Source organism: Epilithonimonas lactis (genome assembly GCF_900110605.1).
GTDB classification, from domain to species: domain Bacteria; phylum Bacteroidota; class Bacteroidia; order Flavobacteriales; family Weeksellaceae; genus Epilithonimonas; species Epilithonimonas lactis.
The window spans coordinates 166600-180604 of sequence record NZ_FOFI01000005.1 but is presented as its reverse complement, the minus strand read 5'-3'; the positions used below and the strand labels follow the sequence as shown (position 1 = coordinate 180604).

Genomic DNA, 14005 nt, shown 5'->3' with positions numbered 1-14005 from the left:
AAGACACAGCCATGAAAACCTTATTTTTATTACTATTCGCGATGTTGGGAAACTTGTCTTTAAAGTCTCAACAATTAGTTTATAAGCCTATCAATCCGGCATTTGGTGGTGACACGTTCAATTATCAATGGCTTCTGAGTTCCGCTAATGCGCAGAATCAATTTGATGATGACAAAAGCGCTTTCAACAGCCTGCTGGATGGCCTCGATTCTATGGATAGCTTTACCGATAGTCTCAACAGGCAGATTCTGAGTCAATTGTCTCAAAAATTATTTGAAGACCAATTTGGAGATGGAAAACTGCAACCTGGGAATTATATGTTTGGTTCTCTTTATTTGGAGATCACGCAGTCGTCTCAAGGATTGCTCATCAATATTTTGGATACAAGCAACGGGCAGCAGTCGGAGATTGTGATCCCGAAATAAACAAAACTAAAAACCAAGCTCATGAAAACTAAAATTGATCATAGATTTTTCTATGTGCTGTTATTGTCATTCCTTCAAAGTTGCAGCTCTATATTTAATTTACCATCGAATAAAGAGAAATCAACGATGGGCGAGATCACATCTTCCACCAAAGAGCTAGAAAGTCTGCCGCCGCCGAAAGAAAAGATCGTGATTGGTGTGTACAAATTTCGCGACCAAACCGGGCAGTACAAACCATCTGAAAATGGTAATAACTGGAGTACGGCGGTTCCTCAAGGAACGACAACAATTCTTATCAAAGCTTTGGAAGACAGCAAATGGTTTGTTCCGATAGAAAGAGAGAACATTGCCAATCTCCTCAATGAAAGACAGATCATTCGCTCTACCAGACAAGAATATATAAAAGATAATGATAAATCTGCGCCAGCTTTGCCACCATTGTTGTATGCAGGAATTCTTTTGGAAGGTGGTGTCATCTCTTACGACAGCAATGTGATGACAGGCGGAATGGGTGCAAGATATTTTGGCATCGGTGCTTCAACGCAGTACAGACAAGATCGTATCACAATCTATCTGCGGGCGGTTTCTACTTTGAATGGCGAAATTCTGAAGACGGTCTATACTTCAAAAACAATACTTTCCACCAGTGTCAATGGAAATTTCTTCAGATATATCGATACCGAAAGATTGATGGAAGCTGAGGTCGGTTACACTCAAAATGAACCTGTCCAACTGGCGGTTACCGAGGCCATAGAAAAAGCAGTGAAATCATTGATTGTTGAGGGAATTCGTGATAATATTTGGGGGAAAAAGGCAGCTGATCCTGCTGGTTATAAAAATTTAATCGACAATTACACCATTGAAGAAAAAGATAATGACAAAAGGATTCTTGGAAACAAATATCCCAATCACGATCGGGGAAAATTCGCACTTTTTGCAAATCTGGAAGGTCAGCAGATCAAAGGCGATTACGTAAATCCAAAAGCTAATTTCGGTGCAAAAGCCGGCTTCAAATATTTTTTGAATGATCACGTGAACATAGAACTCAATGCTGGAGTTTTGACTGTAGAAAATGAAAATATCATTAAGAGGACATTTATTGTCTCGGAGGTCAATCTGGAATATCTCATCCTTCCCAATTTTAAATTTTCCCCGTTCATCTATGCTGGTGGCGGAACGATGTTCTTCAACAGTTCCAATTATTACAAAGCGCAATTTGGTGGCGGACTGGAATATCTCATTGATAAGAATATTGCTGTCCGACTATCATCTCAATATGATATTGGCTTTAAAGACAGCTGGGACGGATTTGTACATGGTAACAATGATGATCACGCGATTCGTATTGGATTGGGAATCAATATTTACATCGGAAACTAAAAACTACGATCATGAAAACAATTATAAAAATCACAGTACTGCTTGTCTTTTCCATTTTTCTGATTTCCTGTAACGAGGAATTGGTAGAACAAACACAAACCGGAATATTAAAAGGCAAAGTAGTGAAACGCGGAACCAATGAACCTTTGGCAAATGTGAAGATCTTTACTACGCCAACCACTCAAACGATTTTCAGCGCGGTAGATGGAACATTTGAAATATCTGAGATGCCGATTGGCAATTACTCTGTGAAAGCTGAACTTTCTGGCTATCTCGCAAATTTTTTGAGTGTCAATATGCAAGATCAAAGTCAACTGGTCACCATCGTTTTTGAAATGGAAGATGATGAATCCCTGAATTCTGCTCCCACGGTTCCAAATCTCATCAGTCCTACAGATAATTCAGAAAACCAACCGCTATCTGTGGAGCTGACTTGGAATGCTACCGACCCGGACAGCTTGGATGTTCTGAAATATCGATTGATCGTGAAAAATAATCTTAATACCGATATTTTGGAAGTTAAGGACCTTAAGGAAAATCATTACACTTTGAAGGATCTGAAATTTGGCGTGAGTTATTTCTGGCAAGTGGCTGTTGCGGATGAAATCCATCCAGAGGTTTTCAGTGCGGTGAATAAATTTACCACGAATAAGGTTCCTGCAAATAGATTTCATTATGTGAGAAAACAAGCTGGTAATTTATACATCGTATCCAGTGATGACGCGGGTGTCAATTTTCAGTTCACAACATCGTCTCACAACAACTGGCGACCAAGAAAAAGCAACAATGCAGGACTCATCGCTTTTCTAAGAACAGAAGGCGGTAACACCCATATTTTTACAGCCAAACCAGATGGTTCTGATGTTTTCAAAGTGACCACGGTTCCGCTTTCTGGATTCAACAATTACGAATTGGATTTTGCGTGGAAAACCAATGGTAAAGAACTCATATATGCCAATTTTGATAAGCTTTACAGAATCAATAAAGATGGAAGCGGGCAGGAGTTGATCTACACAACGCCCGACGGAAGTCTGATCTCCGAATGCGACTGGAGTTACGATGGTAGCAAGATCGCTCTCAAAACCAATGATTTTAATGGTTATAATACGAAGATCTACATCATCGATATGCTAGGTGCGACTTTGAAAACTATATTGACGGGAGTTGCGGGCGGAACAGGCGGTCTGGATTTTTCCGTTGATGGTAACTATTTGGTCTACGCCCATGATGTTTCTGGTTATCAGGATGGCAATTACCGACAGTTGGATTCCCATATCTTCATCTATAATTTGATGGATAATTCAGTACGCGATATTTCTGTCGAAAGTGAAAAGGTAAATGGGACCAATGATCTAGATCCAAGATTCTCACCGAACAATGCTCAGATCATTTTCACTAATACTTCCAATGATGGGATTTCACAGAAAAATGTGATGGCGATTGACCTTAGCGGTACAGGTTCCGACCTGGAAAGAACAGTGATGTTCGAGAATGCAGAAATGCCGGATTTCGAATAAAAAATATATTGCAATTTTTTGTGGTAGGAAAGAATTTCATGGCCGGCTCAAAGGTTTTTGAAATTCTTTTTTTTTTATGAAAGGTTTTAACTGATCATGTGATTTTCCATGGCATATTTTACGACACCTGCGGAATTTTTCACATTTAATTTCATAAGGATCTTTTTGCGGTGAGTCTCTACAGTATTGATGCTGATGAAGAGCTTTTCGCATATTTTTTTGCTGCTCAGTCCATCACAAATCAGTTTCAAAACTTCCGTTTCCCTTTTTGTGAGACATTCTATCTGATGTCTTTGATGGACCTGCTTGTGACTTAGGAAATCCATCATTCTCTCTTTTGCGGAATCGCAGATGTAAACAAGGCTGGAACTGAGCGCTGCAATGGATTTTACAAATTCGTTGTATCCACAGGTTCTGTCCAGGTAACTTTTGATTCCTTTCTCAAACAACTTCCGAATATCGCCCACTTCATAAAAATTTCCGATAACGATGATCTTGATATTTTTATGTTGACTTACCAGTTCTTGCACCAATTTGTACATTTCGGTAAGAGCAATCGAGTTTGATCCTAGCATCAGAAATTCTGGAGGTTGAAAGTTGAGGTGGTCAGCAAGCGTTTCTTGATTGTTGCAAATGTTCACAACATCGAAGATTCGGCTTTCAGTGAGGAGTTTGGAGAGCCCTTCTGTATAGAACACGGGCTCATCAAAGATGATTAAATTTGGTTTCATTGGCATTTGTTTTTATTAAGGATGGTTATACTCAAATTTAGTAAAAAATAACTGAAATATAAAATTATTTTGTAAAAATATTCGTTATATGTTGTGATAATCGTAATTAAATCTAATTAAATTGATAAATAATGAAATTAATTACAATTAAAATGGTTTTTATAATCGCTTATTTTTATTCATATTTCAATCAAAATTTAATATGATTACTTAATTGATATTTTATTAATTCTTTTTTTAAATAATTCATTTTTTAATTAAACGATTATTTACTAATTATTTTAATATTTAGAAATCTTGCAATAACTTATAATTTATTGATTTTCAAAATATTGTATTCGATGTTTTGATGTGTTGAATTATCAAAAGTGTATTTATATTGTAGAATTCTACATTCCTTAATAATAAAAATTAACATAAGATAATTTCTGAATTGATATTTGGATTGTTTTTGAAATTCGAAGTTTCAAAGCATATATACTTGCGTAGTTTTCAACGTAACATTGTCCATAAATTTGTGACTAATGAAATGTTGCGTAAATTACGCTCCAGAAAAAAATAAAAGTATAGTATGAAGAAACTATTCATTTCAATTTCACTCTTATTTATGATGAATGCAATGGCACAGAAATTTGAAACACAAACCAAAACCGACGCAGCTGGCTACACTTACGAGACTGTAAAGAATGACCAATCTGGCGTACGTGTTTACACTTTAAAAAACGGACTCAAAGTCTATCTCGCAAAAAATGATGACGCTCCAAGGATTCAAACTTATATTCCTGTAAAAACAGGTTCCAACAACGATCCAAGCGACAATACAGGATTAGCGCACTACCTGGAACACATGGTCTTCAAAGGAACTTCGCACTTGGGAACTCAGGATTGGGAAAAGGAAAAAGTTTTGCTGACGCAGATCTCTGATCTTTATGAACAGCACAAAGCAGAAAAAGATCCGGAAAAGAAAAAAGCACTTTACAAAAAAATTGATGAGGTTTCTCAGGAAGCTTCCAAATATGCGATCGCCAACGAATATGACAAGGCAATCTCATCTCTTGGTGCAACGGGAACCAACGCTCACACTTGGCTGGACGAAACGGTTTACAAAAACAACATCCCGTCCAACGAATTGGAGAAATGGCTGAAAGTGGAGAAAGAACGTTTCTCAGAATTGGTTCTTAGGTTGTTCCATACAGAATTGGAAGCTGTTTATGAGGAATTCAACCGCGCTCAGGACAACGATGGTCGTCTTGTGAATTACGCGATGATGGAAGCGCTTTTCCCGAAACATCCAAATGGTCAGCAAACGACGATTGGAACTTCAGAACATTTGAAAAGTCCGTCTATGGTGGCAATCCACAAATATTTCGATACTTATTATGTGCCTAATAATATGGCGGTCGTTCTAGTTGGAGACTTGGATTTTGATAAGACCATCAAAATGGTCGATCAGTATTTTGGAACCTTCAAATACAAAGAACTTCCGATGAAGAAAATGGTGTCGGAAGAACCAATGACAAGCGTGATCTCCAGAACTGTAAAAAGTCCATCTACGCCAAGAATGACCTTAGCCTGGAGAACCGATTCCTACGGAACTCAGGATGCGAGATTGGCGGACGTGGTTGCAGAAATTTTGAGTAATAATGGCGACGCAGGTCTCATTGATCTCAACATCAATCAAAAACAAAAGACATTAGGAGCTGGCGCTTACGAGTCGGCTTTCAAAACTTACGGCGCATTTGTTCTAAGCGTGGTTCCGAAGGATGGACAAAGTTTTGAGGATGCCAAAAAATTGTTGTTGGACCAAATTGAATTGGTAAAAAAAGGACAGTTCCCAGATTGGATGCTTCATGCGATTGTGAACGATATGAAAGTTCAAAGGATGAAAGGTTGGGAAACTGCTGATGGACTGGCGACAACACTTTATTCAACGTACATCAACAACAGAACTTGGGAACAGGAGCTGGATGAGATCAACCAATACGAAGGAATCTCTAAAACGGATGTTGTGAAATTTGCGAATGACTTCTTCAAAGATAATTACGTGGTAGTTTATAAGGAAAAAGGAGTGAATGATAAATTGGTTCGTGTTCAGAATCCTGGTATCACGCCGATCAAGCTGAACAGAGAAGCGCAATCGCCTTTCCTGAAAGAGATCATCAATGCAAAATCATCGGACATCAAACCTCAGTTCATCGATTTTAAGACTGCTATTGCTACGTCAACCATTAAAGATAAGAAAGTAAGTTTCGTTAAAAACAAATATAACGAAGTTGCGCAGGTGAACTATGTTTTTCCTTTTGGGACAGATAATGGCAAAGAACTGGCATTGGGTGTTACGGTTCTTCAATATCTTGGAACGGACAAATACACGCCGGAACAATTAAAAGAAGAGTTCTATAAATTGGGAATCACCAATCAGTTCAGAACAACCAATGACCAAATGATCATTGCGCTAAGCGGACTGGAAAGCAATATGAAAAAAGGTGTGGAGCTGATGGATCACTGGATCAACAATGTGAAAGCGGATCAATCCATCTACGATCAAACGGTGAAGACCATCCTGGAATCCAGAGAAGTTGCCAAGAAAGACAAGACCAGAATAATGGCAGCCTTGACCAATTACGCCAAGTACGGAAAAGAATCTCGTCTGACGGATGTAATCTCCAAAGAACGTTTGCAAAGCATCAATGTTAATGATTTGATGTCCAAGATCAAAACCTTGAACGATTATCCTTACGAGGTTTTCCTTTACGGAGAAGATCAAAAAGGTCTGGAAAAAGCAGTGAAGCCTTACATTTCCGCTACAAAACTTCAGCCTGCGAAAGCGAAAGAATACAAAGAATTGGCGACTGATGGCAAAGTGTACTTTACCGGCTACGACATGGTGCAAATGGAGATGTCCAAAGTGGCAAAAGCTGGAAATGTAAATCTGGCAAACTTCGGAAAAGCCAGTGTTTTCAATGAATATTTTGGGCGTGGATTGTCATCTATCGTGTTCCAGGAGATAAGAGAAAGTAAATCTTTGGCTTATTCGGCGTACGTTTCTTATGCAAATGCAACAGAGATCAACAAACCGAATTACGTGACCAACTACATCGGAACGCAAGCCAACAAAATGCCTTTGGCGGTTGCAGCGATGAGCGAATTGATGGTAGAGCTTCCGCAAATCCCGGCTCAGTTTGAGAATGCAAAAGGTTCAGCGCTTAAGCAGATCGCCTCCAACAGGATCAACAGGACCGTTATCTTCTACAATCAATTATCGCTGAAAAAATTGGGTGTGGATTATGACTTTAGAAAAGATGTCTATGCAGAGATCCAAAAATTGACACTGCCAGAACTGACTAATTTCTACAACACCGAAGTGAAGCCGCTGTCTTACAACACAGCCATCATCGGGAAAAAAGAAAACCTGAATATGGAATCCATCAACAAAATGGGAACTTTCACAGAAGTAAGTTTGGAAGAGATTTTCGGATATTAATCTTAGTCGATTTCATCAATAAAAAAAGTGGAGCAGGAGTGCTTCACTTTTTTTTGTGCTTTAAGGTTTGGTTGCGCCTTTCACAGTGTAGTAATTATCAAAACTCGTGTAAACCCTTGTCTCATCCAAAATGCCATCGTCATAGATCTCGATTTTGGTGGTGCTTTCTGATTTTTTATCGATGTATCTTATTTTGGTAAGTTTCTTTTTTCTATCGAAATGTTCGGTTTTCAGATTTCTGCCATCTTCCATGTAATGAATGGTTTCCAGATCACCGTTCTTTTTGTATCGGTACGTTTTGGAATTATAAAAATTTCCGTTTTTGTTAATATGATCTTCGTAAGTGAATTCCGAATCGTATTGACCTTCCAAGATCAATTGTCCGGAGTTGTTGTGAATGAAATAGTAAACGCCATTTTTGGGATCTTTCAATTCATATCTTGTTTCAAATTTTGGTGTTTGATGGTGATTTCGTGTCAGAACTTCCTCACGTTTGAAAACTGTAGAATCATTCTGAGAAATCCAAAGCGTATCAATGATCTTTGAATTCGGTTTATAATGAACTTTTGAAATGATGATATTCTGTGGCTCTTTGGAATCACAACTCAGTACGAAAATTGACATTAGGCAAACAATAAGAATTTTCACGTCCAATTATTTTTGATTAAAATAAATTTTCAACCCGCACGTTGTCATTGATCAAATGGATATTATCATGGAAAAATTCAGCCGCTCTCGGATACGTTGTGTAGTAGGTTATTCTAGATTTTGAACCATCGTTCAAATAAATGTTAATTAGGGATCTTCTAAAACGTCCCATATTGATATTCTTGATTTCTACATATTTAATCGAGTTTGGCGGAATCAATTCTGTCTTGAGGTTCCTAAAGATGAACAATCCTTTCTGCGAGATCAAGTATAACGGAACGGTCGGAAACAATCTATAGATAAATTGTCTATAACGCTGATAATGAAACGTAAAACCATCATTCAACGCTTCAATTTCTCTCAGGACGCTGGACGATCTTCTGAAAATTATTATAATTAATGGAGCAAATACAAACGCCAAAACTAATTGAATGGAAACTACAGTTGGAAAAACATAGGTGATAAAATTTTCTTTTAAATTCCGAGATCTATAGACGTCATAAAAATTATATATAAAAAAGCCGATAATGATAAAATTGACCAACACCAGAAACCCGATGGCTATGGCTCTCAGTTTTTTTAGATCTTTCAGTTCTTTCTTCTTGAAATCCTGCATTGGTCCCTATTTTATTGATGCGTTCTGATTTGTCATTGTCTAAAATTAATAAAAAAAGCCGGAAGAAAACTCTCCCGGCCAGAAACTTATGATCACTTGTGCTTTATTTCTTGATAAATCTGAATTGATGGGTTTTATTATCCGCCGTGGTGATCACCAGTTGGTAAACGCCGGATTGCAGGTCTTTCACATTGATCTTCGTATCAAATTTTGAAGACTTTACCAGTTGTCCGCTCATGCCATAGATCTGATAATCTTTAGCATTGGCAACGCCCAGAACAGTGATATAGTCTACCACAGGATTCGGGAACAATAATGCTTTCTCGCTGTTGATGTCATTGATTCCCAAAGTGGTCGTGTGTACATCGCCAGAAAGATTTGAGTTGGAAGTGGTAAGATTTCCGCCACAGTCGCCATTGGTAATAGCAGTATTCTCTACCCATGTACCGATGCTGTTGCTCGGAGGATTGGCTGCAGAAGCGCTTCCGGTCGAGTTGTAGTAGATCAGGTAAGGCGCTGCGAAAGTTCCATCGCCCTCATCTGCCAAAAATTCCCATCTGGAAGCTGTATTGTTCCATTGGATCTTGAACTCGCAAGTTCCCAATCCGCCACAAGGTTGATCGCCAGTAACGGGAGATGTGATGTAGATTCCTTTTCCGTAAGCGTCTGGCGTAGATTGCTTGGTGAAAACGTAATTGGAGGTCTCAAAAAGATTGGGGCATCCACTGAAGGTAATGTCTTGTGCAAAAGCATTTGCAGCTACCATTACGGTTAATAAAAGATATATTTTTTTCATGATTATTTTATATTAAGGTCTGGATGGATAAATACCTTGTAGGGCGATGATGCATTTGAAGGTTACGTAGGGTTGTATATTCGGGTGAGGTTGGTTTCCGCCTGCAATGCTTGTCATACTGGCATTCATGGTTCCTGATGTTGGAGGTGTTGTGCTATATTCCTTGTCAAGCGTTTTGGTATTGGCTGGTAAAGCGCCTGATGGATTGCTAACGTTGCCATCACTGGAAACTGCTTTTAGCAAGTGAGTGTGCTGTGGCATTTCCGCCACAGTCAAGATGTGGCCTTCTTCTCCGCCTGTTGATGCTAGTGGGTAATTAGGCAATCCTGCTCCTTGTCCGTTGCTTAGCATGACGCGTCCTTGGATATTGGGTACAGCAAAAGTGCTGGTTCCATTGCCACCATATGTTGTTCCTAGTAAACTATACAATGCCGAATACTGTGCAATTGATAATTCTTGACCATTGCAATCTGCCCAACCTGCGGGAGCAAAATTAAAGGCAACGTAGGAAATCTGTCCCAAAAACGGGTCGTATTGTGCAAAGCTTTTTGCTGATGTAAATATCAAACAAAATATAATTAAGATTTTCATTTTCATAAGTTGATTTAAATTTGTTTATGGACGTGAAGGATAAACGCCGTATAAAGAAATGATACATTTCAAGGTTGTGTACGGCTGCATGTTGTTATGCGGTAAATTTTGTCCTGCTGGTTGTATCATTTGGGCATTTAGAGTGACATCAGGTGTCTGATTAGAATATTCTGGGTCGGCAGAACCTGTATTAGCTGGTAAATTACCTATCGGAAGATTTTGGTTTCCCGGTGTTGTCACGGTATTGATATTATGTGTATGCTGAGGTATCTGTGAAGAAGTGAGGGTGACTGTAGGTGTGCCTATCATCTCGCCGTTGAAGCGTGGCGTCAGTCCAGTTCCAGCGCCTGATCCAATGATTGCTCTTCCTCGTAGGTCTGGTAATCCAAATGTCTGCATTCCATTTCCGCCATATTGTGTACCTAAAAGGCTATATAGTACTTCATTGCCTGAGATTGGTAAAAGTGCGCCATTACATTCTGCCCAACCACTGGGTGTAAAGTTGTACGGTACCCACAAGATTTGACCAACATATGGTGTATCAGCTTGTGCGGCTAATTTTGAACTTATTGTTAAGATAAGCGTTAATGTCAATAATTTAATTGTTCTCATAGTTTCTTAGTTTCGTGGTGGGAAGATACCTTCTGTTGCAATGACACACTTCATAGCAGTTGTGGGCATCATATTGTAATGGGGTGCAGATGCGCCGGCTGTAGATAATGCATCTGCTTTCATGGTAGAATCTGAAGTTGCATTAGAGTATTCCTTGTCCAAAGCTTTTGTGTTAGCAAGAAAAGCGTTCGCTGGTGAATTCGCATTACCGTCAGAATTGGTCGCTGTGACACCGTGATTATGAGCTGGAATCTGGGCAACTGTTAAGGTGATATTTTCTTGTCCGCCAATCTGTCCCAATTGATATGTGCTGAGATTGGCGCCATTTCCATCATCGATTACCAATCTACCTCTCATATCTGGTAAAGCAAACTTTGTCTGTCCGTTACCTCCGTAAGTTACTCCCAGGAGGGCGAATAAGGCTTGATTCTGAGCGATTGGCAAAAGGCTACCATCGCAATCACGCCAGCCTTTGGGTGCAAAAGTGTACGGTACAAACATAATTTGTCCAATGAATGGTTCAATCTGTGCGCTCAATTTTGCACAACACATGACTGTTCCAATTAGAAAAAGTTTAGTTTTTTTCATGTATATTAATTTTAGACTGTAAATCTAAAAATAATAATTGATTATCAATGAATTATCGATAAAAATAAGGTGGACATCGGGTGGACAAATCATTTTACAATTAAACCTATTTGATAATCAATAATTTGGTCGTACTCGTTAAGTTACACTTGCAAAAAAAAACTTCCACGTTCGAAAGTTTTTATTTCATGTCATCAATTATTCGACGGTTTGGTTGTAGTACAAAAGTTTATTTTCCTTATCAAAACCAATAATAGTAAGTTCACGATTCTTTGCGTTGTCATTGTTATAAAAATTGACTGTTGAATTTGTGAATTCTGGATTCCAGTACAGGACCTGTCTCCAGTCGCTAACGGATGATCTGTATTTTTCTTGAGAATAATCGATCATTTTGCCAGCAATTATTTTATCATAAGCTTTTATTTCAACTTTGTTAGTACTATTAGATGCTTTAGATGTTGGTGTTTTAAGATTGGCGGTGCGCGTGTAAATTAGAATAGAATTACCTATCAGCCTACTACCCTTTATTATCTTTACCATTGCAATGCTATTGATACTAAGCGTCTGTACGGCATCCAGACCTACGTTCATCTCATCTAAAAATACTCCTGCTTCAACGCCTCGGATCACAGGCATATACTTTCCTGGTTCAACCATCATGATACTGAGACCGGCAACACGTCCTTGCAACCATTCCAAAATATTTAGGGAAGCAAAGGCATCTTGATTATCATTCACAAAGTCAAAAATAGTGGCATTCATACTGGAGAACATTCCGGAAGTCAGTTCGTCATTTAGTTTTTTAATGGCATCGCTTTTTTTCTTTACGATTTTCACTTCCTCTATCTGTGTTTCATCCTGCACTATTTTCTGTCTGACCTGCGCATTTGCAAAAGCTTTCTCAACTGCGGGTGGCAAACTGTTATCATTACTTGCTTCTATCAGTTCATATCCAGATCGAGGGAAATTAAGTTTTGTACTATTAGAATCGATCACTGGTTTTAGTTTTAAGGTCAGATTGGTCTGTTGTTTATCATTTGAATTGAGAAAGTAATTCACGAAGTAAGAGTCGTCAAAGTTCAAATTACTTATCAAAATGTCACCATTCTTATCAGTGGTCAACTGTGATAGAAGTGGTTCTCCATCATCAGTCTTGAAAACCAGATTCAACAGCGTGTCCGGCAGTGGTCGACTATTGAGTGCAAGTCTTGCGGTGTAGGAGATGAATTCATTATCCGTTAAATTATATTTGATCAGAGGTTTTTGACCAGCTAGTAATTTCGTCCAATCAAAACGTTTCCACTTTTCGGAGATGAGAAGAGCATCCAAGGCATCAGTATTCGCAGTTTTGGTAAAATACTGAGCGGGATTTTTTATTTGATTTTTTAGATCTTGTGTCAAAAAGAGATTGCTGAGGATATCGTCTTGCGAAGAATCAATGTCCGTCACGTCTTTTACTAGAACAGTGTAATTCCCGGAGTTGGGATTTTCATTAATGTCAAAACTGTTCAAGGTCCTAGGCTGATTATTAAAATTTGAATTTTGGATGGCAATCGTATTTCCCGTTAAATCAGAATGATTTAGAAAACAAAGTCTTTGCGCCACAAGATGGTCTCTATCGTCAAAAATCGAGATCTGTAATATTCCATTTTGCTTGATTTCTTTTGTAGGAATCACACTTGCAACCTGCGAATTGGTCGATTTGATCTTTGCTTTGTAGGCCAATTGATTATTGATAGTTCCTACGACATTGTAATTTTGTACACTATTTTCCAATTTGACAGCGTTAATCGTATATTTAATGCTTGACTTATCAGAAGTTATTTTCAGATTGATTCCTTTATCCGTCACGGTTGGTAAAGTACTGATCTGTGAATTTCCTTCACCATCTTCCACCACAACTTTATAGGTTTTCCCAAATTGAGGTGTCATTTGAAATATGGCAATATTTTCATCAAGCGATTGAAAACTTATAATTTTGTTATCCGGAAGCTCAGAGTCTATCAAATATCCGCTCCATTTTTTTGCTGGTTTACCTTGGTGATTTATTCTCACGGCAATCTTGGTAGAGGTTTTGTCAATGAATGTTCCGCCTTCTGGAAATACCACAACAGACCATTTCGAAGTTACAGATGGAACCAATTTTTTCTTCGATGTCGAATTATAGATTGGGATTGGTTTGATGAAATTCCATTCGTTGTCGAAGTTTGCCATCCAATTCGTGTAAGCTCTCACAAAATAGACATCTTCAGTCAGTGTTTTACTGAGTTCGAATAATCCTGAAGCTTTTCCATTATTAATTAAAATCGTTCTTTTATCGATTAGATTTTTACTTTGATCATACAATTCTACATACAAGGTCTTGGAAATAGAAGATAAGTTATAACCATCAAAAACAAATGATTGAAAAAGTATCTGGTCTCCGGCGACATATTGATCTTTATCAAAAAGGATATAAACTTTTTCCTGCGAATAATTTTCCTCGAGATTCGTGATCGCATTGTCCAATTTGCTCTGAGCATCCATTATCAGAAAGTTGAAGATCACAATGATTGCAGTAAAAATTCCTTTCATAGGTTATCAATTTGATTGTTTATAGTCTGGTCCTTTAGAATTC

The 14005-nt window shown here is 38.3% G+C and carries 12 protein-coding genes; 4 read left to right on the top strand and 8 right to left on the bottom strand.

What is annotated here, in order from left to right; all coding sequences use genetic code 11:
* Window positions 1–11: 11 nt before the first annotated feature.
* From BMW39_RS16615 to BMW39_RS16605, 3 genes are read left to right on the top strand one after another with little or no spacing between them, the layout of a single operon-like run.
* Window positions 12–425, top strand: a complete 414-nt coding sequence (locus BMW39_RS16615) for a curli production assembly/transport component CsgF (RefSeq protein ID WP_034978332.1) — start codon at window positions 12–14, stop codon at window positions 423–425.
* Window positions 426–446: 21 nt separating this feature from the next.
* Window positions 447–1805 (top strand): CsgG/HfaB family protein, encoded by a 1359-nt coding sequence (locus BMW39_RS16610; protein ID WP_034978333.1) that lies wholly within the window; start codon window positions 447–449, stop codon window positions 1803–1805.
* Between the two features lie 11 nt (window positions 1806–1816).
* Window positions 1817–3322: a carboxypeptidase-like regulatory domain-containing protein gene (locus tag BMW39_RS16605; protein WP_034978338.1), complete on the top strand. Its 1506-nt coding sequence runs from the start codon at window positions 1817–1819 to the stop codon at window positions 3320–3322.
* A gap of 86 nt (window positions 3323–3408) precedes the next feature.
* Here the strand turns inward: BMW39_RS16605 and BMW39_RS16600 are convergent, their stop codons facing one another.
* Window positions 3409–4053, bottom strand: coding sequence for a response regulator transcription factor (locus BMW39_RS16600; RefSeq protein ID WP_034978647.1), 645 nt, complete (start codon window positions 4051–4053; stop codon window positions 3409–3411).
* A gap of 571 nt (window positions 4054–4624) precedes the next feature.
* On the opposite strand from BMW39_RS16600, the gene BMW39_RS16595 reads away from it, so the two are divergent.
* The gene (locus BMW39_RS16595; protein WP_051880035.1) at window positions 4625–7537 is read left to right on the top strand and encodes a M16 family metallopeptidase; all 2913 of its coding nucleotides are present in this window, start codon (window positions 4625–4627) and stop codon (window positions 7535–7537) included.
* A 60-nt stretch (window positions 7538–7597) separates the two neighbouring features.
* On the opposite strand, the gene BMW39_RS16590 is transcribed toward BMW39_RS16595, so the two are convergent.
* The 7 genes from BMW39_RS16590 to BMW39_RS16560 form a co-directional block, all read right to left on the bottom strand.
* Window positions 7598–8161: a hypothetical protein gene (locus tag BMW39_RS16590; protein WP_034978340.1), complete on the bottom strand. Its 564-nt coding sequence runs from the start codon at window positions 8159–8161 to the stop codon at window positions 7598–7600.
* Between the two features lie 40 nt (window positions 8162–8201).
* Complete coding sequence (locus tag BMW39_RS16585) at window positions 8202–8801, bottom strand: hypothetical protein (protein ID WP_034978342.1); 600 nt, start codon at window positions 8799–8801, stop codon at window positions 8202–8204.
* Between the two features lie 103 nt (window positions 8802–8904).
* A complete protein-coding gene (locus tag BMW39_RS16580; RefSeq protein ID WP_034978344.1) occupies window positions 8905–9597 on the bottom strand; it encodes a T9SS type A sorting domain-containing protein in 693 nt (230 codons plus the stop codon).
* A gap of 12 nt (window positions 9598–9609) precedes the next feature.
* A complete protein-coding gene (locus BMW39_RS16575; RefSeq protein WP_051880054.1) occupies window positions 9610–10188 on the bottom strand; it encodes a phage tail protein in 579 nt (192 codons plus the stop codon).
* Between the two features lie 24 nt (window positions 10189–10212).
* Window positions 10213–10782 carry a phage tail protein gene (locus tag BMW39_RS16570; RefSeq protein WP_245750498.1) on the bottom strand — a complete coding sequence of 190 codons (570 nt, stop codon included), beginning with the start codon at window positions 10780–10782 and terminating at the stop codon, window positions 10213–10215.
* Between the two features lie 24 nt (window positions 10783–10806).
* Window positions 10807–11388: a phage tail protein gene (locus tag BMW39_RS16565; protein ID WP_051880036.1), complete on the bottom strand. Its 582-nt coding sequence runs from the start codon at window positions 11386–11388 to the stop codon at window positions 10807–10809.
* Between the two features lie 198 nt (window positions 11389–11586).
* Complete coding sequence (locus BMW39_RS16560) at window positions 11587–13962, bottom strand: hypothetical protein (RefSeq protein ID WP_034978352.1); 2376 nt, start codon at window positions 13960–13962, stop codon at window positions 11587–11589.
* Window positions 13963–14005 lie beyond the last annotated feature (43 nt).